At 42.4% G+C, this 23,394-nt stretch carries 12 protein-coding genes and 1 pseudogene; 2 read left to right on the top strand and 11 right to left on the bottom strand.

The genetic code is table 11. The features are described 5' to 3' along the window. Positions 1–52 precede the first annotated feature (52 nt). The 11 genes and pseudogenes from HC965_RS03025 to HC965_RS03075 form a co-directional block, all read right to left on the bottom strand. A complete protein-coding gene (locus HC965_RS03025) occupies positions 53–2,056 on the bottom strand; it encodes a hypothetical protein (RefSeq protein ID WP_191030061.1) in 2,004 nt (667 codons plus the stop codon). Positions 2,057–2,096: 40 nt separating this feature from the next. Beyond that, positions 2,097–6,122, bottom strand: a complete 4,026-nt coding sequence (locus tag HC965_RS03030; protein WP_191030062.1) for a two-component regulator propeller domain-containing protein — start codon at positions 6,120–6,122, stop codon at positions 2,097–2,099. A 96-nt stretch (positions 6,123–6,218) separates the two neighbouring features. Further along, complete coding sequence (locus HC965_RS03035; RefSeq protein WP_191030063.1) at positions 6,219–8,279, bottom strand: acetate--CoA ligase family protein; 2,061 nt, start codon at positions 8,277–8,279, stop codon at positions 6,219–6,221. Between the two features lie 644 nt (positions 8,280–8,923). Further along, on the bottom strand, positions 8,924–9,310 hold the full coding sequence (locus HC965_RS03040) for a hypothetical protein (protein ID WP_191030064.1): 387 nt from the start codon (positions 9,308–9,310) through the stop codon (positions 8,924–8,926). A gap of 488 nt (positions 9,311–9,798) precedes the next feature. Continuing rightward, positions 9,799–10,047, bottom strand: a complete 249-nt coding sequence (locus HC965_RS03045) for a hypothetical protein (protein WP_191030065.1) — start codon at positions 10,045–10,047, stop codon at positions 9,799–9,801. Between the two features lie 26 nt (positions 10,048–10,073). After that, entirely contained in the window at positions 10,074–10,298 is a 225-nt protein-coding gene (locus HC965_RS03050; RefSeq protein WP_191030066.1) for a hypothetical protein, read from the bottom strand. 19 nt (positions 10,299–10,317) lie between these two features. Then, entirely contained in the window at positions 10,318–14,817 is a 4,500-nt protein-coding gene (locus HC965_RS03055) for an RHS repeat-associated core domain-containing protein (RefSeq protein ID WP_191030067.1), read from the bottom strand. 14 nt (positions 14,818–14,831) lie between these two features. Continuing rightward, positions 14,832–17,825 (bottom strand): hypothetical protein, encoded by a 2,994-nt coding sequence (locus HC965_RS03060; RefSeq protein WP_191030068.1) that lies wholly within the window; start codon positions 17,823–17,825, stop codon positions 14,832–14,834. 101 nt (positions 17,826–17,926) lie between these two features. After that, complete coding sequence (locus HC965_RS03065; protein ID WP_191030710.1) at positions 17,927–18,022, bottom strand: smalltalk protein; 96 nt, start codon at positions 18,020–18,022, stop codon at positions 17,927–17,929. Between the two features lie 125 nt (positions 18,023–18,147). After that, positions 18,148–18,324: pseudogene (locus HC965_RS26575) on the bottom strand (N-acetylmuramoyl-L-alanine amidase); the annotation flags it as partial. Positions 18,325–18,424: 100 nt separating this feature from the next. Beyond that, positions 18,425–18,928, bottom strand: coding sequence for an HU family DNA-binding protein (locus HC965_RS03075; protein WP_191030069.1), 504 nt, complete (start codon positions 18,926–18,928; stop codon positions 18,425–18,427). Positions 18,929–19,828: 900 nt separating this feature from the next. Here HC965_RS03075 and metG point away from each other — a divergent pair. Continuing rightward, entirely contained in the window at positions 19,829–21,868 is a 2,040-nt protein-coding gene (gene metG, locus HC965_RS03080; protein WP_191030070.1) for a methionine--tRNA ligase, read from the top strand. A 76-nt stretch (positions 21,869–21,944) separates the two neighbouring features. Beyond that, positions 21,945–23,393 carry a lipopolysaccharide biosynthesis protein gene (locus HC965_RS03085; RefSeq protein WP_191030071.1) on the top strand — a complete coding sequence of 483 codons (1,449 nt, stop codon included), beginning with the start codon at positions 21,945–21,947 and terminating at the stop codon, positions 23,391–23,393. Position 23,394: the final 1 nt, after the last annotated feature.

A 23,394-nucleotide genomic window follows, 5' to 3' on the forward strand; every position in this document is an offset into this window, starting at 1 on the left:
TAATTAGTGGACGACATTTCTTACAAAGTCGTTCATGCTTGATTGTTTTACCTCATCTAATGCGTACTTCGATTGATTTCCCGTTCTCAACCTTATATCTTTCTACAATTTTATCATCCTTTTTTATCAGAACTAACAACCTGTTACCTTTATTGCGCTTCACTTCAATATCAAATGTCGCACCAAATGCACGAATACGTTTCAAAGACATTTCGTTCCATTTCTCCGGCAACTGTGGTGCCAACTTAAAGGCATTCAGCGCAATAGGGCGTATGCCGAACAAACCTTCCGTCATAATGCGGCAGTATAGAGCACTTTCTGTCGATAAATGCCGTTGATTTCCTTCCGGCCATGCCTCTACAGCATAAGGTACATGGTCGCCCAACAAACGAATGGCAGAATATTTCTCCAGATATTCAGTAGCTATCTCCCGGGCGCCACAAGCGTAAGCTCCCCGAAAAGCATAGAGGGTAGAACGATCCCAATAAGTAGAAGTGCCCGACTGTGTGAGCAGGCCATTCTCCATCCACAATTTATCTGAAAACAATGCTGAAACAGTACCTTCAGCATGGTCATAAATCCCCAGAGTCAATGGAATGCAAATCCAGGAACGAAGCACATCATTACCATCATAGTAACGATACGTTTCATATCCTTCCACGTTCCGGGCAAAATATGCATCCATATTCTTATAAAGTTCAGCAGCTTTATCCTGGCAGGATTTTATCTGTTCACGATCTTTTTTCAGTGCTTTTCCCAAATAAGCAGCCGAAATCAAAGCGTCATAATACAGCGAAGAAGTACACAGGTTGGCTTTCCCGGCAGGAAAACGATTCTCTAATTCATCAGAATCCGATTCCACTACTCCTTCAGAGTTCAGCTTCCGGTTGCAGTATTCCAGGCACCATTCAATCAGCGGCCACAACTTTTCCGCCTCGTGGCGGTTACCGGATGCCAAAGCATAACGCGCCGCACCATAACCAACCATTGCCACATCTCCACGGTCACCTGCCACACCAAAACAATCTATCCCTTCTGCAATTATAGATGAGGGCAAAGGTTTATACTCATCATTCATGTAACGCATAAACAAACTGAATGAATCCATTGCCGAACGATTTCCAGCCTGATAACCTAAATAAGGGAAAAAAGGATTGATATACTCAGCCTGATCATTGGCCCAAACAGCCGCATAATAAGCTTCCCCACCAGGACTTTGCATATATCCGCCCTTTGTATCAAAAATACTTTCCGAACCACGAATCTTGGCAAATGAAAACATGGTATTGATTACATCACTCGGAGTCTCGAGCACCAAGTTACTCTGTACTTGTCGCAAGAATTCCCGGCGTGCCATAAGTTCTTTGCCAACATCCAGTGTCAACTCCCGGTCATGCTTTTTGTATCCTGCATAAATAACCTGAAAACAAGCCTTCTCACCTACTTTCAATTGGAAAGTGCCTTCTTTTACCGGCGACGAAAGAGTGGCTGTTAATGTATAGCTACCTTCTACTCCTCTTGCTTCATCAGTACGATAAGAAAGGGTATTCGAAGGAAATTCTACTGTCAAGGAACGATCGGTTATATTCTCCAGTTCGTACTTTTCACAGAAAACCGGATACGAGGTAGAAGGAAAAAGCGTACGTGTCAGTGCAATACCTTTATTGGCATATATACTCTTTACAGTCATCACCCCACTCAAAGATACAGTTTCTACCTTCTCTCCCAGCAATGGCTGTCCATTTACAAGACACAGATATGCCCAGTCTCCGGTGAAACGATGCTGCAAACTACCGTGGGTATCATTAGGGATAGTGCGAAAAGTCGGCAAGACCATATTTCTGTCAATCACCCATTCGCCTGTTTCATTCACACCATAACGCAACACTGTTGATACCTTCAGTCCGCTCATTTCAATATGATCATGGTGAGCGCCGTTCACTCTCCAACAAATACTATCGGGTGAAACAATAGTCCATCTTGCGGTTTCACCAGCATTTAAAAAATTCATGCCAAACAAAGTAGCCAGCATTGCAATCCATATTGTCTTTTGCATAATCATTATATTCTATTATTAAAACATAGCGATAAGTCCGCTATTCCTTCGAATTAATGAAATCCTTCGGCAACACACCGAATTGTTTCTGGAAGCATTTGGCGAAATAGGACGGTGAATTAAATCCTACCATATAACAGATTTCATTGACACGGTTTTCTCCCTCTTTCAGCAATTGAGCCGCTTTTTTCAAACGTTCCAGGCGAAGGAATTCATTCGGGCTCAAGTCCAGTACTCCCTTTATCTTCCGATAAAAATTTGATCGGCTCATATTCAGATTGTCAGCCATGTCATCCATACTAAATTCAGGGTTAGTATAATTGATTTGGATAACCTCATTCAGTTTCTTAATAAATTCTTCATCAGCTTTTGTCAAAGCCATCGTATTGGCAGCAATAAAAGGCGACTCAGCAAAAGCCTGACGTAGTTTTTCCCTGTTTTGAATAAGGTTAGAAGCACAAGCCTGCAAATATTCCACTGAGAAAGGTTTCTCAAGATAAGCATCCGCTCCCAGTTCCATTCCTTCTATCTTCGACTGGATATTCGTTTTTGCCGTCAGCAGTATGACGGGAATATGGCTATAATTCAAATCCGACTTAATCGTCTTACACAGTTCGAAGCCATCCATTACGGGCATCACGACATCACTTACCACCAGGTTCACATAATGCCCGTCCAACACCTGCAATGCTTCAGCACCATTGGTGGCGGTCAGTACCGTATATTCTTTCGATAGCTGGCGAACTACGAAAGCAAGCATATCCGGATTATCTTCCACTACCAGCACAGTCGGGCGGTTATCCTTCTTTTCCGTATGTTCCACAGGGGGTTCGTTCATCTTATCCATTTCAACTTCCGCTTCCGGAGTCAATGTGATTGTCATGTCCTGGACAATCGGCAGAGTCAGACAGAAAGTGTTATTTTCCTCTCCGTTGCTCATGACCAGCGTCCCCTGATGCAGTTCGGCCAGTGAACGGGAAAGAGCCAGGCCGATTCCTGTTCCGGTAGTCACTTTTCCATTTTCCTGCTCATTGAAACGGACGAAAGGTTTGAAAATTTCTTCTTTCATTTCATTGGGGATAATCACTCCGTCATTCTCCGTACGGATGCGGAATGAATTGTCACTATCTACTTCCGGCACTTCCAGAGATATATGCACATAACTTTCCGCATATTTCACTCCATTATTCAATAGATTACTGATAATCTTTGTAAAGGCTTCCTGATTGACATGGGCATAAAAGTCCTTCTCCGGCACCTGCAAAGTAAAGTCCAGCCCCTTTTGCTTGGCGAGAGAGGTAAAGCGTATATGGGTTTCTTTCAAGACTTCCGTTATGTTACACTTTGCAAAATTCAATCGGAATCCCTGGCTTTCGGTCTTGCGGAAATCAAGTAATTGATTAGTCAGATTCAGCAGTCGCTCTGTGTTCTGCTTCATGACGTTCAAGTCCTCACGGGTTTCCGCGTCTACCTGTTTCTTCAATATGATGTTTTCCAACGGGCCTTTAATCAATGTCAGCGGAGTACGTATCTCATGGGCTACATTCGTAAAGAAGTCGATTTTGGCATGATACACTTCCCGCTCTTTTTCCTGCTCGAATTTCTCCATCTGCCGGCGATGTTTATGGTTGCTACGTCTCTTGAAGTACATAACTGTGTACAGAGAGCAGCCTATAATCAGCAAGGCATACACACAATACGCCCAAACCGAAAGATAGAAAGGGGGAAGAATATGTACTTTCAGTGACACTCCATCTTCATTCCACACTCCATCACTGTTGGATACTTTCACCTGAAAAGTATAGTTGCCATATCGCAGATTGGAGTAAGTGACGATAGGACTTTCGCCAACCGTCAGCCAGTCGGCATCAAAGCCGTCCAGCTTATACGTAATCTTACTCATCTTGGGGGCTTGAAAATCCAGTGCGGCCAAACGGAAAGAGAAAGAATTCTGATTGGACTGAAGCATGAGTTCATCGGAGACAGTGATACTCTTTTCCAATGGAGAGCCCGGTTCGCCGACATATACTTCCTTGCCGAACAACAGAAAATCCGTAATTACGATAGATGGAAGCGATTTGTTTTCCGAAAAGTTCTTCGGATTGAAGGCAACAAAGCCGTCGATGCTTCCCAAATAAATCGTACCGTCTTCCGTCTCGAAACTTGATCGATAATTAAACTGGTCGCCTAGCAGACCATTGGAAGTGGTATATACTTTCATCGCTCCGGTAGTAGGCTGGAAACATACCAGGCCATTATTGGTTGTCAGCCAGAAAAGTCCGTCCTTGTCTTCTACAATTTGGTAAACTACATCATTCGGCAATCCGTCCGCCAGATTATAGCTAGTGAAGGTTTCCGTTTCCGGATGGAACCGACAGAAGCCACCACCCTGCGTTGTCAACCAAACCTGCCGGTGAGAATCTTCGAAGATACTCACCACTTTATCATAAGGAAGGCTTTTCGGATTATTGTCATCATGCAGATAATTCTTCCATCTTTTCTCGCTTACATTATAGCAGTAAGCACCGTTTGCATAAGTTGCCAGCCAAAGGTTTCCACCGGAATCTTCCTTTATATCATATACAAATTTACCGTTCAACTCCGGTATGCGGTCGAAATCATCAGACTGTTTGTTGTAACGTAACAGGCCGAATAATGTGCCTAAATAAATATCCCCCGTCGTTGTCCGGCAAATGGAGAAAACACTGTTGTCTATCAATGAACGGGGCGAATCTGTTTTCTGATAGGTTTTCACAATCGCTCCCGTGCGTGTATCTACTACTTTCACTCCTTTGGAGAAAGTGCCTACCCAAAGGTAGTCATCGACCAGACATAGCCCGTGTACATTGGTGAAAGCATTGCTCGGGGTGAAAAAAGAGAAAGTCTTGGTTTTCGGATTAAAGCGGTTCAGACCACCGTCTTCGGTACCAATCCACAAGATTCCCTGATTATCCTGGCAGAACTCACGTACCCGCTTTCCATGTAATCCGTTGTCTGTTCCTTTCGGATAGTATTTTTCGAAATTTGTATAGAAACGGGGATAGTAGTTTACACCGCCGAAGTAAGAGCCAATCCAGATTCCTCCTTCGCGGTCTTTACACAACGAATAGATGGCATTATCAGATAAGGAATAGGGGTCATTGATGGAACTCCGCAAATGAACATACTTACCCAACCGGAGATTATAAATATAGAGCCCCGACTCTGCGCCAATCCACAGTTCATTGTCGGAAGCCACCAGTAGTTCACGACAAAATACGGATTCCCCGTTCTCATCCGCCAAGAGCAAATCGTGCAATTTGTTTGAAGTCAGATTCAGTTCTTTCACTCCACCTTTCAAGGAACCCACATACAGGCAGTTATATGCACCTTTCACTAGGCTTATCACTACATCGTTCGCATAGGTTTCTTTATTCTCGGTAGGGGAAAGATAAGGATGGAGTGTCTTCAGTCGGTCTTTCGAATAGAAAAGTCCGTCACCATAACAACCTATCCAAAGGGTTCCGCTATTGTCGAAAACGAAAGTCTGTACATTGGTGGTGAGGAAAGAAAAGTCTTTTAAGGTATAATTCTGAAGTTGCCTTTTCTCCAAATCATAGCAGAAGAGTCCTTGAGATTCAACCGCTACCCAAACACATCCTTGATTGTCTCCTGATATTGCGGTTACAGTATGTTCTATCTTTGTACTCTCTGCACTCAATTCCGTAAAATGCCGGAAGAAGTCTTTCTCCGGGTCGTAGATATAGAGCCCTACGTCCGTACCTACCCAGATATTTCCTTTCGCATCTTCATAAAGTGCAGTGATGAAGTTATTTCCGATACTCCGTTGGCTGCGGTCGTCGTGTTTGAATTTACGAAATGATAATCCGTCATAGCGGTTCAGTCCATCTTTCGTACCGAACCACATAAAACCTTGCTTGTCCTGCAAGATTGCGTTGACGGTATTCTGGGATAATCCGTTCTGTACGCTTAAGTTTTTGAAATAATAATGCTCATCTGCTACTTGCGCGCAGCAGAGTATCGGGTAAAAAATGAGGCAGATTAAAAGTATCAGGACTTTCTTCATAATACGTGTTTTCTAGCTTTCCGTTTGAGTTACCAAATGTAGGCAAAATTACAACGGAAAGATAGTAAATACGTCTCAATGAATGAAAGAATCGTCCTATTTCTCTATTCTAATACGGGCATCGACTGCTATAACAGCCTTCTCAGTAGCCAGAAGAGGGTTTATGTCCATTTCTTTGATTTCTGTCGCAAAGCGGAGCAAGGTAGATAAACGAACAATGATCTCTGCAAATTTATCTTCGTTTACTCCTTTCTGTCCACGTGTTCCCTGTATGATTTTATAGGCACGCAGTGAGCGAATCATCGAATAAGCTTCTTCGTAAGAGAGCGGAGCCAGACCGGAAGAAACATCTTTCAGCACTTCCACAAAGATACCGCCCAAGCCACAAAGTACCACATGCCCGAACTTTTCTTCATACTTCGCGCCAATGAAGAGTTCCGTACCTTTCAGCATCGGTTGTACCATGATTGCTTTCGCGTCAGCAATCTGCATCATACGTTCAAATTCCAAAGCCAGGTGTTGCTCGCTTTTGATATTCAATACTACTCCGCCAACGTCCGATTTATGCACGGGGCCGACAACTTTAGCCACTACCGGAAATCCGCATCGGCGTCCGAAAGCTACTACTTCTTTTTTATTATTCGAAACGAATTCGTCTACAATCGGAATACCGGCTGCATGAAGCAGGGCTTGTACATGGTGAGGTTCGATATACCCATCTTCCGGAATAGAATCAATAACCCGACGAATTCTCGGAACATCGACTCCGAACAGTTCAATCTCAGGAGCGGCAGGTTTGGGAACATTTACGATACGGGAAAGGGCTGTTCCCAATGTTACTTCATCTGCAAAGTTCACGTGTCCTTTAGTCAGAAATGCCGCAACTTCAGCTCCGGCTGTATTTATGGAAGGAAGAATCGGGAAAATCGGTTTGCTGCACACTTGCATCTTCTCATGGAGTACGTCGTACATCTCAAACATGGTGACCAGTCCCGGGGTTCCGAAGATAGCCATCATGGCATCTATGTTTTCCAATTTCTCTTCGCAGTAATCAATGCAGAGACGCAAATGTTCAGGAGTTCCCGTAGCAAGAATATCAATCGGATTTCCAACGGCAGCACCCGGAAAGAGTTGCGCTTTCAATTCTTCCGCCAACTCACCTTCCAGTTTCGGAACATTCAATCCGCCTTTGCTTAGTGCATCCGTCAACATCACTCCCGGGCCTCCGGCATGCGTAATGATGGCAAAATTCTTCCCTTTCAATTCAGGCAGAGTAAATACACAGCCAACAGTAGTCAATTCCTCGCGGGAGAAACAGCGTACAATCCCCGCTTTACGAAACAAAGCCTCAACTGCTGAATCTGAACTGGCAATAGCTCCCGTATGTGACGAAGCCGCCCGGCTTCCGCTTTCTGAACTTCCTGCCTTTATCGCTGCAATTTTACATCCTTTCCTAATTAGCGAAGAAGCATGAAACAAGAGCCTGTCAGGATTCTGTATACTTTCAATATAGAGCAGTTTGATATGGGAGTCTTTCCCCGGATCGAAGTTTTCATCCATGAATTGCAGTACATCTTCCACACCAATCTGCTTGGCATTTCCCACCGACCAAACTGAGTTGAACTGCAAGCCTTTCGTTACGGCACTCTCCAGGATGAATACCGCCGTAGCACCGGAACTGGATACTAAATCTACTCCTTTCGGATTTAAATTGGGAATCGGCTGGCTGAATACGCTATGATGCCATGTATTCATCAATCCGATGCAATTAGGACCAATCAATGAAGCTCCATATTTGTTGACTGTCGCCAAAATACGTTCTTCCAGCAATGCTCCTTCGTGAGTTTCCTCACCAAAGCCTGCGGAAAGAATGATAAAAGCCCGAGTCTGCTTTTTACTAGCCAATGTTTCCACAATATCAGGACACATCGAAGCCGGAACTGCCAGCACCGCAAGGTCTGTATCAGGCACATCCTTCACATTTGCATAAGCAGGAACTCCCTGTACTTCCTTTTCTTTCGGGTTTACCGCCCGAAGTTCTCCCTGATAACCTCCGTTGATGAGGTTCTTTAATATTGCGCCACCCGGCTTATGTACATTATTCGATGCCCCTACTACAACAATGCTTTCAGGACGAAGCAACTGGGTTGTTATCATATCATGCTCTTGTTTTTGTTTAATTGAATACAAATATATTCTTTCTTACGAGAAAAAAGAAAGAAAAAGGGGAGAATTGTATGCGGAAATATATGAATATATGGAGAAAGAACGGAAGGAATGGTTGCTCGTGATAACTTTTTGTTTAGTTCGTAATTATTCTCATATAATCATTGTTACTATATCAAGTATTTCAAAAATAAAAAGCACCCTGACACTAGTGATTTTTAGAGCCATGCCAGGGTATCAATAAAAAGACGTAATTAATGTCATTTCTATCTGATGGAAAGGTATATCGCTATTTTTTACAAGTATGAGTTGTTTTTAAAACTTTCGCTAAAACAAAATACCCTGATATTAGTCAATGGTTAATCGACTGATATCAGGGTAAAACATGATGAATTAAATTACCATCACATTCATCTGTCATTTCTAAAGAATAGACAGAGTTCAATTACTGATTCACATCATTTATTAATTATTAATCCGCCGGGCTTTTCGTAGCAATGCCCATATGCCACATTGGTTATATGACCATCTTCGTACGCATAATGCTATTCCATTTCTGAATCTCCCATATTATGTAGTTCATATTGATATTTCTTTGGAGATATACAGGATATTGTTATTGTTTTATCTGTCTTTTAAAAAAAAGACTCATAATAATCACCTCCATAATAAAAATCATATCCTCCATAACAAAACATTGCATCTGTCCATTCAGCGTGATTAATGTATTTAGATAGATAAACACTGGAAATTCCAAAATTCGTAATAGAATCACTCCCAATAGCATAAATAAAAGCCATCTTTACTTTGAGTCCTTGGTACATGGGACACTCTTCCGTTTTTATTATAATAGAATCCAGTATAGGGTATAAGCATTCCTTTACTTCATACACTTTGATTTCCTTAGTTATATAGTCTTTAGCTTTGTAAGGCTTAAACTTGACAAATTCTTCACTAGACCTACATCTGACAAATAGCAGAATTAATAACATAGCAAATGAACAATGAACTAATACTTTCATAACTTTTTTATTTTACTATTTACGTACTTTATTTGTATAATCACAACATTTCCCATTATTTGAAATTCTAAAAATGGCTTTAGGAGAATGTTGTTATAAGATATTTTCAACAATTCCTATATCCCATCACCCAACACTACACGTCCTTCTCCCGAGTATCGTTTTCCAAATAATCGATTTGTTTCAAACACAACAAACCACTATAAACAGGATTATAACCACGGAAGACATTCTCCGACTTCACATTCCACTATTTCTTCTATGAAGATAAAGTTTAGATATTCCCGTTCAATTTCAATCTAAAAAAATGGAACATGAGAGAATAAAACTACTCTAGTATAAAACGGTTAGTTTATATATTAGAGTAGTCATTAGTATTCAAGAATAATCAACTTAAATCAAAACCAAAACACCAATATGCACTTCCCTCTACAAAGAAAATTCCACCAAAAAGTGAAAAATAATAGACAGGAAAAACTAAAGTAACCTCAATACTGGTTTTTTATTTCGATATCTCCATTCTCTGTTTGTTCAAAACCATTAGCCCAACTAATCGCTCCCACAGTTACTTCAGTAATCACAAAGTTTGAACGGGGATACAACTTGAATCCGGCCTTATCAATCAATTTATCTATATAGCTTTCAGCCAAAGCATATGAAGAGAATGTTCCAATATTGACAGATAATGAATGCCCTTTAAATGAATGATAATGATCCAATTGATAAAATTTAGTCATAATTATTCCTCCAAACTTTTTTAATTTCAACTTATAATTATAGTAAATCCTTCGTCCCACCCTGCGAGATCAATATAACATCTACTAATCCAAAAACATTTCTGCGAATATTTCCTAAAACCCGGTTTATGCCGCAAAGACTTCACCACTTCCCAAGCTTCTTTAGGCGTATTAAATATACCTATAAGCTTTACAACATCATCCAATTTATCATCTTCATAAACATGATATAGTTCATAATATTTTTCCATAATCATATGATTTAACTTGTTATTCAAAATTTCTATCGCCATATTTCTTTATCTTATTGTACTCAGAATCAGGTCCAGTCTTATATTCAGCACCTTTCCCGAGTTTCTTCTCCATCATCCTTTTTGCAAAAGCCTTTCCATTCTCGCCTTTATAAGGTCTTTCCTCTTTAACCCAACTAGGAGGATTATTCGACTTCTCTTTACCGGAACCAGACTTAGGCTGTTTATATTCTGGAGTTTTCGCTGATGCCTGACTACCATTATTTCCACTTTCTTGCGCCCTTCCTTTTCTTGAGAATAACTTTTGCGTTCCACTTGTAGCCATCATAGAGCCATGAGTAGCAACAGCAGTTCCTTCAGCAGCCACAGAAAGAGAAAGACCTCCAGTCTCTGGAGTAGCCAAAAGTCCTCCGACAGCTTTTGTCACTCCAACTATAATTTCTCCTGCGCCCATAATGATACTCGCCGCATCGCCAAAATCTTGACCGAAGTTATAAGCAGCCACACTACTATAAATTCCTGTTTCACGGAAAGAAGTTCCTCCAAGTAACATATTATCAGCTATGGCGCTGACGGTTCCATTTACAAAGCTGAGACTTGTATCTAAAGCATTACTTAATCCACTCTTTATTCCTCCCCAAGTAGGCCACATACCATTAGGGTCGATTAACAAAATGGGATTATTTACACAATAATTATAAGGACTTAACGAATAATACTTCTCCGCCATCGGATCAGCCACATGCCATCTTCCCAAAGTCGCATCATAATGTCTCGCGCCATAATCATACCAATTCAGACCATTTTTCGCATCCAATTCCTTTCCGCTATATTTACAAGACTGAACGGACGATGAATTAGCGAATGTCCCCCCAAAAGGATAATAATGATTCACTTCCTCTACAACTTCGTTTTGATTTACAACTACACGGTTATTCCCTTGATGATCCTGAATAAAATAATGATATATACCATCATTTAAAGAGAGATAGCCACCCTCAAACAGTATTGTCTTAGCTACACCATTTTCATAGATCACATTTCCGCAATAGTCAGTGGCAGTATTCACATCATCTATCTGATGAACAGTACGAAGTTTCTTTCCTGTCGCATCATAACTATAAGAGATACTATTCCCGTCACCAAACACTATCCGACGTGGTAAATTTAAATAATTATATTGAATATCAACAATATTCTTATTCAAATCTTTTGTCAGATTGCCGTTTAAGTCATAAAAATACTCTACTTCACTAGAATTACCGTCTTTGAATTCAAAACCATTATTATAAGCTGATGCAACGGCAGAATCTTCTACTGACTCTAATTGATTACCACTATAGAACATATACAAATCATCAATAAGACCATAAAAATCAGACCCTGTCTGTCCATAACGTTCCATATGTGTAATGTTTCCGTGTTTGTCATAACGGTAAGACGTGTCAAACCGACCTTCCACCCGAATACCATTTTCCTGATAATCGGCTTGTTTCAAACGCGATAGACCATCATAAGTAAAATTATACCCACGCAATACATTCTCAGCCCCTACTTTCCAGTCCATACCTGATATGTTGCCATTATAATAAGTATTGCCTGTTCCATTCGGACGTTTGTCGTTATAATACAACTTCTGACTAAACAAAGAACCGTTAACCGCTTTCACCCAAGAGCGGACATTGTAATCATACCAGGTTTCAAAACGGCTGCAGTTTCCATGGCGGCAGACAGAATACAATCGTCCGAGACTGTCATAAAGTTTATCTGTCAAAAGAACAGTACTACCTCCATTTAAACTATGCTTCGTCTGTAAAGGCCTTCCCATATGATCATACGTATAAGTATATTCTTCCGTTTGTGTAACTTTTCCCGTAGCCGAATGAATATGTTTTCGTTTCAAGGGATTACCCGTGAAGTCATAGCCTACATATTCTTCTTCAAAACCTCCCGTCAGATGGCTGCCGCTCTTACTCTGTATCATCCGCCCGCGATAATCATAATACATCACCGAAGGAATGTATTCCAATATATCTGAAGTAGCACTGTCACAATAAGCTGTCAATGTTCCGGTCAGTAAGGATTGAAAGACTTTTCCACGTTGTTCCCCATAACCGGAAAGAGATGTATATTTATAGTTTGAGTCCGTGGAAGACGGAAAGCCATTTCTTCCCATGAAAGCATAATCATCGTAATAATTCACAGTCATTATCTGAGCAGCAACCAACGAAATCCCGGAGACAGAATACCCTTTATATCCCGCTGCCAGACTATCACGGGCCACATTCACCACTGTATCAAGCGAATTCTGGGATAACTCAAAGTTATTCCTACAAATCCCTGTCAGACATACTCTTTCCAAACCGTCAGTAATGGAAAAACTCCACTCTCCCCGTCCACGTAGTTCACCATCTTGCGTAAATACAGGATGATCCGTCTTATCATAGACATAACGTATCCAACTCTGTCCGGGAAGTTTCTTAGCTATCACACGGAAACGGTCGTCATATTTATAGAAATAAACGTAGGCGTGCAATATCGGATGAAAATCTGTTGTCCAATGTCCACCTGCTGATTTCATATACTCCACTGCTTGAGGCGGAAGAACCACATGAAGGTTGCCCCATTCATCATAGATATAGTAAGTATCATGTAGCACAAGCCGCCCATTAGCATCACGTCCTATCTGCCGGTTCAGCACCGTTTGCCCGAAACGGTGCTTGAATTGCATAACGGCATTTCCGTCTTCGTCTTCCACGCGAACAACCTCCAGGCTTCCTGTCGCATAATTTCCGTCATGTCTCACGACAGCTGTTGTATCCGCGCCAATACATCCCCCATAATATCGGACACAGTTCAGTGTGTCATTTCCAGCCACGTTTGTCAACTGATATTGCGTTCTTACCGCTTTCCCCTTTGAATGCCAGTCCTGTCCGACACCATACTCACATACAGGACGCCCCAATGGAGATGATTCATATTTCTCTAACAAATAAGGAGCTGAATCATTGCAATTGATTGAACGAATGCTCTGTTTCAATGTTTCCGGCGATATATAAGAACCATATCCGTCAAGAGTCCAAACCTCCGCCGGCAGCCACTGCTTCTCCATCCGTCCATAAACGTCATACTCTGTCAGAGTAGTAAGATCATCCCCGAAAGGCGATGCATTGACAAGAATCGTCTCTTCTTGCCGTCCCATTTCATCAAAATAATCCACCTTGTCTTGCCATGTAGCCCCATAGGCGTCGCAAAAAGTGCGAGACAGAATGTAATTCTTATCTGCCGAACCGATTTTCGTTTCAGGTGCTTTACATATTATACGCGTGATGATTTTCCCTTTTTCCCGTACTCCTTTAGACACAACATAATAAGTGCCGGCTGAAAGTGAAGGCATTTCTAAATAGGCATGATAGCTATTATCACAAGCATTCATCCCCGAATAGAAATTATTATAATCCAGCCGGTTTCCATCCTTATCCAATAGATAGATTTCGGTATTGTTCACCTCCGACCCACAATGCGATATTTCCACATCCATTGCGCAAGGAAGTGTGAAGCGATAGCAAACTCCGTCCCTGTAGTCATCATAGCCTTGATAACCTATTTCAGGATCACTAGTATCTTTCGTACTCTCATATGCAAAAAGAGGTTCATAAAGACTAATACTTCCGATTCTCTCAGCAAGTTCAGTGATAGCAGGCACTTCAACAGTCGGCGTACCTGTGACACGGGTAGTAATCTTCCCCTTTCGAGTAATGCCTTTTGATACTACGTAATAAATCCCGGGGGGCACGTTCAAGCGCTTCATATAAGCATGGCCTTGATGACTACAGCTTCCATCTACCGTAACGCCGATTCTGTTTCCTATATCATTTCCGCTCTCATCCAGCAAACAAATATCTGTGATGTCTATCTCGGAGCCACAATGAGAAATGGTAATATCCATATTGTTCAGTAATTCGAACCCATAGCAAACACCACCGTTGTAGGCATTATCGCCCCGGTAACCGATATATGGATCACTAGTATCTTTCGTATCAACATAATTAAAGAAATTATTGAAATCACCTATATGCTTAGCAGACCTTATAACATTGGGGGATAATCCCTGCAGTTGAGTATATACGCTTCCTCTTACATTAGGGCTCCAGTCCATTTCTATCATATAAGTTCCGGGCAGAAGGCAAGGGGCTAAAATATAAGCATACCCGTCGATGCAATGTTCATAGTCTCCAACACTGGAAGCAATCACCATATCGTCTCCATCTACCAAAAAGATACCAGTGCCACCCTCCAATGTCGACTCACAATGAGAAACGATTATATCCATCGGATAAGTCAGCGTAAAATAGTAACACGTGGAAATATCGGTATAATTTGGTGGATAAAGTCCCCACTTAGTTGAGAAGGGAGCCGAGAAACTACCCAGATTCTCGGAACCGCCAGATATCTGACCGAACATATTGCCGATAAAAGTGAAGCAGGCGATTAGTAAAAGCAATATTCTTTTCTTCATGTTTTTTCTTGTATTTATTGGTTTGCATAATGATATTCATTTTTCTCAATCACTTCCTGCCTATTACCGTTTACGATATATGTCTTTATCAATCTATTCAAGTCATCGTATTCATAGCAAGTAGTCAATCCTAACGGATTAGTTATGGAAACTATTCCCACTAAAGGCTTATAGGTATAAGTTGTCACGCGTGCCGAAGGCAGGGATTGGCGCAGCTTATCAATGTTATACATAAATGGAGATTTAGCAGAAGCATTCCTCTTCACAGCATCTTCACCACCCAACTTTGCAATTACCTCCTCATAGGTCACATTTTCAATTAAGGCAATGACGTGCTGGTTACTATAACCATACAGATAAACCACATTCCTCTTTCCATCTTTCGTTTCCTGGCGTACTTTGCCGTAATCATCGTACGAATATGTCACTCGGGTATCACCGTTCTCAGAAGCGGAACGACGTATAATCGCACTCTCCGGCTCATATACATTTGCAAAAGGAGCGAAATAAGGTGTCTCAATCCCCAGATACTCTCTCCCACGCGTATATTCTTTCTTCACTACAGGGCTCAGGATATTACGTTCCACCATTTCGGAATATGGGTATATATCGCCGTAATCTTGCGGATATGTCAAGCTAGTGACATACTTAATACCGTCAGGTCCCGTCTCGGTGATACGAGTGGGATAAGTGGTAGCAGGGTCAGCATATTCGTATCTCGTAGAAGTGACAACAGAAGTTTCACCGGTATACACTTTGTGAGAAGTACTTAGCAGTAACTTGCATCCCACAGAAATCTCCGTACGCCTATAAGAGTATCCCGACTTGGCGCTATGAGGGATCACGCTTAAATCAGATGCCCTGATTACATTGTTGGCAAAAGCTTCACCTACCAGTATTTTGCCAAAGTATTTATCAGCACTGGAATAATGGAATGAAGTTTTTTCCAACGGGATATATTTTCCAAACTCATTCTTATAGATAGCTTTATCAGTCAAATGTCCAAATTGCCATCCCAAGTGCCGGTTGCACTGCATTGTATTCTGATCTTCCGGCATAGGATGAGTACGGTCTATCGCATATTCATATACAGTTTTACCCGCATTGTTCTCAGGGGTTCCGTTGTATTCAGTCACATAATTATACATCACGGACGAGCCACCATCAAAAGTAATCGGGCGAGTAGGATTACTGAAAAAAGTACGCTGACGACCAGTAAAATACTCAAGGGATGATATATAACGGATATCACAAAGATATATCCCTTGCTCCACCCTCATGTAATCCAGTACATTCGTAGTCAGCGGAGTGCCGCATCCATCCTCGCTTTGCCCATAAATAAAAGTACGAATATTTACTTTTTCACCTTTATTCCTAGTCTTAATCTCTTTGATACGCAGCCCCCCTGCCTGTTTAATCATCCCCTTCTCGTCTTTATAGCGATGTGCTTCATAGACAAACTCGTCAGTGGAACCGGCAGGATAAGTAATACCGGTTAGAGTGCCATATCTCATATAGTCCTCATCTACTTCCCGGGTATATGTAGAGCCAAAAGTCAGAATATTTCCTCCACTGGCACGTACAATATCTTCAGCTGATGTACCAGTGTTTATATATTTCCACCTACTCGTATCAATCGTTTGGCATGGAACCAGCGTCTCGTTATCTGGGCGGTTAATGCCATTATAATATCCCCAATAGTCAATTGACCGATTGCCTGGCGGCATCAAATTATTAGGATAATCATAATCAAAATGATAGATTTCCAACGGTTCGCCGTCCGCATCAGTCATCACAAGTTCTTCCAGAAAGTAACGCTGTATGATGCGATCATTGGGAGTCAGGTATTTGAAACGAATCTCCTTAACAAAAGTCCCGTCACAATTATAGACAGTGATTTTTTGTATCCTGGGAAATCCTGGTTCTTTTGCAAAAACCAGCTTTCCCTGACTGAAATGAATCTCACTCAATGGCTGACTAAGCATATCCGAATAGTGCTCAGCCGAATGCTCTTCAACTGTTCCATCGGATATTAATTCGCCTTCAGCATTCCGTTGCAGTCCATACGTTACTCCATTCACCTTACTGACTACGATCGGATCTTGCATAAACTCGTCAGGAGCATAATCCATTATATCTGAACGATTCCTTCGATCAGTTTCAATACCAATTTTATCAGTATAATTATCCTTTACCACAATATAGTCATCATGAATTTTCACCCGGTATTGTACCTGCCTGTCATCATACACGAATGAGATAGAATCTTTTTTATTAGAAGCAACAATGGATGATGCCTTCCAGCCGATAATATTATTCACGGCCATTTCCCGGCCTCCGCCAAACTTATAAACTGTCCCATCATCATCCGCAATCTGAAAATATTTTCCTAACCAGTCAATACGAATATTTTCATAAGGTAAAGGCAAAAACTTCCGGCTTTTATCCACAGGCTCCATGGCATACATAAACATTCCCTGTTTATCTGATAGCCGATAATAGTATTCGTCCGGTTCTTCGTTGGAAATTGACGTCAAATTTTTCACATAATCAGGGAAACGACTGATATAATCATTTTTATTAAACTCACAAGTCATAGTCAAAGGATCATCTATCCATCCCCGAACAGTACGTGAAATCATCGGTTCAGCCACTAAGTTCCAACCTAATCCTGCCCAGCCGGCAGCATCGCTCAACTTGATACCCGAAGCGTGGTAGGTAAGATAAATAGGTAGAACTACCTCCCCACTTCGTACCTCATAAAGAGGAATCTTTATTTCAGGCAACCCGGTACTATAATTCACCGGGTAAACTATGTTCTGCTTCAATGCGGCTGTTGTGGGCGTACCTATCTGTTGAGCATTGAATAAGGCTTGCATATCAATCGGATTACCGCTATTACCCGATTGCCCATAAGAATATGACTGACAGCTAAAGACAGTCATCAAAGTAAATAGCAATCTCCACCGGAAACCACTTGAAATATTCTGTATATATTTTCGATTCATAAATTTAGTAGTATAGTTTAGTTATATTAGATAAAAATACGTATTAAGTCATCACCCTCACAAGACTGTCAAAACATCCAATGAGGGTAATGAATGCTTTCTTACAAATTCATCGCATTAGCGCCCAAAACGCCTGCCACAGCCGAAGCCACTGCGATAACCACCTTTAGGATCACATCCCATACTGATTTCTTCATTGCCATAATTTACCTCCTTTCCGTTTCTTTAAATTGTTGTGTTACTCTGTGTTCTTCCCCGCTCTCTGTCTTTTCTGCAAATTCTCCGAATTCACTCGTCATATCAAAGCACGGGCACGATTTAATCCACTCTTCCGGATGAGACGGGTGATGTACAATTTTCCATCCTTGCGGATGTAGTAATGATAGCCTGTTCCGTTGAATCCGCGACGGCGGTGCATCAGGTCCAAAGCTTCGGGAGAAAGCGTACAATCCCCCCGCGTGGCACTACAGTGCACCACGATTAAGTTGATAATTCGCATGTTAGTGGATAATTACTAGTTTAGTTAAAAGTCAGACGTTTAGTTAAGTCTTCCAAAGTCTTTCGTTTACATTTTGTGTATTATTTCATTGCAAGAGCACTTATGCTGCCGGATCCGGTGTTTCTCCACCGTCGTCACCGGAATCACCGCCATCGGGTTTGCCGCTATTCCCGCCATCCGAAGACGAGGTATCGGCAAGGTCGAAACGGACACACTTGGCGCCTGTCACCAAAGAGCGTGTGGCGGTGGTGCGGTCGGGATTCTTGGTATAGTTGGGCAGGAAGCGGACGGTAAGGGAAGCCTGGGCAGCCGATACTTTTTCCGGCAGTTCCACACCTTTTCCGTTGGACTTCATCACCATGCGGAAGGTACCGAAGCCGTCGAGCGTTACACTTTCCGATGCTTGCAGGTGCTGGGCAGCCACCGTCACCAGGTTATCAAGCGTGTTCTTCACGTCACCCGTGGAGAGAGACGAATAAGCGGCTATCTCTTTGGCGAGTTGGGTGGTGGTCACATTGGCCGTGTATATCACACGGGGATGAAATAATTTCTTTTTGTTTTTGTCTTCCAGAACCGACTGGAAGGGTTTGTATAATACTGGCATAATCGTAATAGTTTTTTACGTTAATAAAATAGTTTAGTTTTGTCTTCAATCTTAATGACACTGCAAATATACGGGCTTTATTCAGACTGACCCAATCATTTTTTCAAAGTGCGTTCATAAATTAATTAATCGCCCCAGAAGGTATTGTAGCCCACTATTCGATAGTTGCAGGCTCGCAATATCTTCCTGCATCACAGCTTTCCTTTTTTCAAAATACTCTCCTCCTTCGTCCCCTCCTTGAGGAGGGTTAGGGAGGTAGTTTATTTTGTTTTTGTTTGTTTTACTTTGTTTTGTGTACTCAATGTTACAATTTTGAGCTGTATTGTTACAGAATCGGCACTTCATGTAACATCATACGCAGTTTTGTTAACAGTATCACGGTTTTTGATTACCGAATCCAAAGTGTATCAACTTCCGTATTCTTGCCATGAAAAATATGGATATATCGCCGGCAAGTTGGATGTATAGATACTGAAGATTGGATATATAAATGCTAGGAATAGCCTATATAGTTGCTGAAAGTAGGATATATAGATGCTAGGAATAGCTTATATAGTTGCTGCAAGTAGGACATATAGATGCTGAAAATAGCCTATATAGCTGCTACAAATCGAGCAATAACTTCTCATGACTATCCAGCAAGCTTCTCTCCACATCCGCACTAGCATTTGAAAACGTACAATAATGTAAACGTTCACTACAAAAAAGCATTAAATCACATTGATTTCTTTTTACCCGTTTTTTATTCCGAACGTTTCTGTTTCATTCCGCGGTCACTTCGTAATGAAATAATCTGTGTAAATCCGTATAATCTGTGGTGAAAAGTCATTATCTTTGCACATTGCAAAGCTGAGAGCAACAAAATTTGCAAAGCTGAAAACAATAAAATCACACTATATAATGGAAAAGAAATTCAAAAGAACCACCGTCACATCGGCACTGCCGTATGCGAACGGGCCTGTCCACATCGGTCACTTAGCTGGTGTATACGTACCGGCAGATATTTATGTGCGTTATCTGCGTCTGAAGAAAGAAGATGTATTATTCATCGGCGGTTCGGACGAACACGGGGTGCCCATCACTATCCGTGCGAAGAAAGAAGGAATTACACCGCAGGATGTAGTAGACCGTTACCATTCGCTGATTAAAAAATCATTCGAGGAGTTCGGTATCTCATTCGACGTATACAGCCGCACCACTTCACAGACGCATCACGACTTGGCTTCGGATTTCTTCAAGACATTGTATGACAAGGGAGAATTTATCGAAAGAACTTCCGAACAATACTACGACGAAGAAGCAAAAACATTCCTTGCCGACCGTTATATCACCGGAGAATGTCCGCACTGTCACTCTGAAGGCGCCTATGGCGACCAATGCGAGAAATGCGGAACTTCACTCTCGCCGACAGACCTTATCAATCCGAAAAGCGCCATCAGTGGCAGCAAACCGGTGATGAAAGAAACCAAGCACTGGTATCTCCCTCTCGACAAACACGAAGGCTGGCTGCGCAAATGGATTCTCGAAGACCACAAAGAATGGCGCCCGAACGTGTATGGCCAATGCAAGAGCTGGCTCGACATGGGATTGCAACCACGTGCCGTAAGCCGTGACCTCGACTGGGGTATCCCTGTTCCCGTAGAAGGAGCGGAAGGAAAGGTGCTTTACGTATGGTTTGACGCTCCTATCGGATACATCTCCAACACGAAAGAACTTCTTCCCGATAGCTGGGAGACATGGTGGAAAGACCCTGAAACCCGTCTGCTGCATTTCATCGGAAAAGACAATATCGTGTTCCATTGCATCGTGTTCCCTGCCATGCTGAAGGCGGAAGGCAGCTATATCCTGCCGGACAACGTGCCGAGCAACGAGTTCCTGAACCTGGAAGGAGACAAAATCTCTACTTCACGTAACTGGGCTGTATGGTTGCACGAATACCTGGCAGAGTTCCCGGGCAAACAAGACGTGCTCCGCTATGTACTGACCGCCAATGCACCGGAAACAAAAGATAACGACTTCACTTGGAGAGATTTCCAGGCACGCAATAACAATGAGTTGGTTGCCGTATACGGTAACTTCGTGAACCGTGCTATGGTACTGACTCAGAAGTACTTCGACGGCTGCGTACCCGCACAAGGCGAGTTGACCGACTATGACAAGGAAACGCTGAAAGAATTTGCCGACGTAAAAGCGGAAGTAGAAAAGCTGCTCGACGTATTTAAATTCCGTGACGCACAGAAAGAAGCGATGAACCTGGCACGTATCGGTAATAAATACCTTGCCGACACCGAACCGTGGAAACTGGCAAAAACAGACATGGAACGTGTAGGAACCATCCTGAATATCTCCTTGCAACTGGTTGCCAATCTTGCCATTGCTTTCGACCCGTTCCTGCCGTTCAGCTCGGAAAAACTCCGTAAGATGCTGAACATGGATACTTTCGAATGGTCTGAACTCGGAAGAGACAATCTGCTTCCTGTAGGTCACCAGTTGAACAAACCGGAATTGTTGTTCGAGAAAATCGAAGATGCTACTATCGAAGCACAGGTACAGAAGTTACTCGATACAAAGAAGGCAAACGAAGAAGCGAACTACAAAGCCAATCCGATTCGTCCGAACATCGAATTCGATGATTTTACGAAACTGGATATTCGCGTAGGCACTATCCTTGAATGTCAGAAAGTTCCGAAAGCTGATAAATTGCTGCAATTCAAGATTGACGACGGACTGGAAACACGTACCATCGTATCGGGCATTGCCAAGCATTACCAACCGGAAGAACTGGTAGGCAAACAGGTGTGCTTCATCGCCAACCTTGCTCCGCGCAAACTGAAAGGTATCGTCAGCGAAGGCATGATTCTGAGTGCCGAGAATAACGACGGCAGCCTGGCAGTTATCATGCCGGGACGTGAAGTGAAGCCGGGTAGCGAAGTAAAATAACAACCAACATAATAGAGAATACATGAAAAGCTATCCATGTGCGTAGCCTTTTCATGTATTCTTTTCAAATAATGATATGAGCGAGGGACAATCACTAAAAGAGAAAACAGCAAAAGGATTATTTTGGGGTGGGTTCAGTAACGGCATACAGCAGTTGCTAAATTTACTCTTCGGGATATTCCTCGCCCGCCTGTTGTCCCGTGAAGATTACGGTATGATAGGCATGCTTAGCATCTTCTCGCTGATAGCCGGTAGCCTGCAGGAAAGTGGATTCACAGCTGCGCTTACCAACAAGAGGGAAGTGCGGCATCAAGACTATAATGCAGTGTTCTGGTTCAGCTCCGGAATGGGGCTCACGCTATATATCGTGTTATTTTTCTGTGCTCCCTACATAGCAAAGTTCTATGATAACCCCGCCTTGACACCGTTGGCACGTTATTCATTTCTGGGATTCTTCATTTCCAGTCTCGGAACTGCCCAAAGCGCCTATATGTTTCGCAACCTGATGGTGAAACAAAAGGCTGTTTCAGCACTGGTCAGTCTTACCATTTCGGGAACCATAGGTGTGACTATGGCATACTACGGCATGGCTTATTGGGGATATGCAACGCAAAGTCTCATTTACGTATTCTCCGTTACTTGCTGTTATTGGTATTTCTCCCCCTGGCGCCCAAGCATACGCATCAACCTGAAGCCGCTGAAAGGAATGATTGCCTTCAGCAGCCGGTTACTGATAACAAATATATTCACCAACATCAATAACAACATCCTGTCCGTAATTCTCGGCAAGTTCTACTCGGAGCAAGACGTCGGAGACTTCAACCAAGCCAACAAATGGAACGCTATGGGATATTCCGTAATCTACGGGATGGTAAGAGAAGTGGCACAACCCACATTGTCCAGCGTCACAGACGACCATGAACGCCAGAAACGCATCTTCCGCAAAATGCTCCGTTTCACAGCATTCATTTCTTTCCCCGCCCTGTTCGGCCTGTCGTTTATTACGCCGGAGCTGATTACTATCACCATCACGTCCAAGTGGGCGGTAAGTGCGGAAATCTTGAGGATATTATGTATCGGAAGCGCATTCCTCGCCATCGGCAACCTCTACTCGAACCTGATTATCAGTAAGGGGAAATCAAATATTTATATGTGGAGCACCATCATTCTGGGCGTTGTGCAAGTATCAATGATGCTCTATTGCAGCAGTTATGGCATTTCCACATTGGTGAAATATTACGTCTGCATCAATATCGCCTGGCTGGCAGTGTGGCAGTATTTTGTATGGCGGGAGATACGGTTGAGCGTGTTCCAGGCTTTGAAAGACATCTGCCCCTTTGCCATTATTGCCGCCGGAAGTATGTTGGCGGCACACTATTGCACCCGTGATATATCCAATATATACTTATTGCTGGCTGCCAAAATCGTTGTTGCGGGCACCTTATATACAGCGGCCATGTGGATAAGCGGCTCAGTCACATTCAAGGAAAGTGTTCAGTACTTCTGCAAAAAGAAGAAGAAGTAAA

Origin of the sequence: Bacteroides sp. GM023 (assembly GCF_014750685.1) — a bacterium.
In the GTDB taxonomy this organism is placed as follows: Bacteria; Bacteroidota; Bacteroidia; order Bacteroidales; family Bacteroidaceae; genus Bacteroides.

Coding starts and splice junctions, on each gene's coding strand:
- HC965_RS03025 (WP_191030061.1), bottom strand. CDS start 2,056: ATGCAAAAGACAATATGGATTGCAATGCTGGCTACTTTGTTTGGCATG.
- HC965_RS03030 (WP_191030062.1), bottom strand. CDS start 6,122: ATGAAGAAAGTCCTGATACTTTTAATCTGCCTCATTTTTTACCCGATA.
- HC965_RS03035 (WP_191030063.1), bottom strand. CDS start 8,279: ATGATAACAACCCAGTTGCTTCGTCCTGAAAGCATTGTTGTAGTAGGG.
- HC965_RS03040 (WP_191030064.1), bottom strand. CDS start 9,310: ATGAAAGTATTAGTTCATTGTTCATTTGCTATGTTATTAATTCTGCTA.
- HC965_RS03045 (WP_191030065.1), bottom strand. CDS start 10,047: ATGACTAAATTTTATCAATTGGATCATTATCATTCATTTAAAGGGCAT.
- HC965_RS03050 (WP_191030066.1), bottom strand. CDS start 10,298: ATGGAAAAATATTATGAACTATATCATGTTTATGAAGATGATAAATTG.
- HC965_RS03055 (WP_191030067.1), bottom strand. CDS start 14,817: ATGAAGAAAAGAATATTGCTTTTACTAATCGCCTGCTTCACTTTTATC.
- HC965_RS03060 (WP_191030068.1), bottom strand. CDS start 17,825: ATGAATCGAAAATATATACAGAATATTTCAAGTGGTTTCCGGTGGAGA.
- HC965_RS03065 (WP_191030710.1), bottom strand. CDS start 18,022: ATGAAGAAATCAGTATGGGATGTGATCCTAAAGGTGGTTATCGCAGTG.
- HC965_RS03075 (WP_191030069.1), bottom strand. CDS start 18,928: ATGCCAGTATTATACAAACCCTTCCAGTCGGTTCTGGAAGACAAAAAC.
- metG (WP_191030070.1), top strand. CDS start 19,829: ATGGAAAAGAAATTCAAAAGAACCACCGTCACATCGGCACTGCCGTAT.
- HC965_RS03085 (WP_191030071.1), top strand. CDS start 21,945: ATGAGCGAGGGACAATCACTAAAAGAGAAAACAGCAAAAGGATTATTT.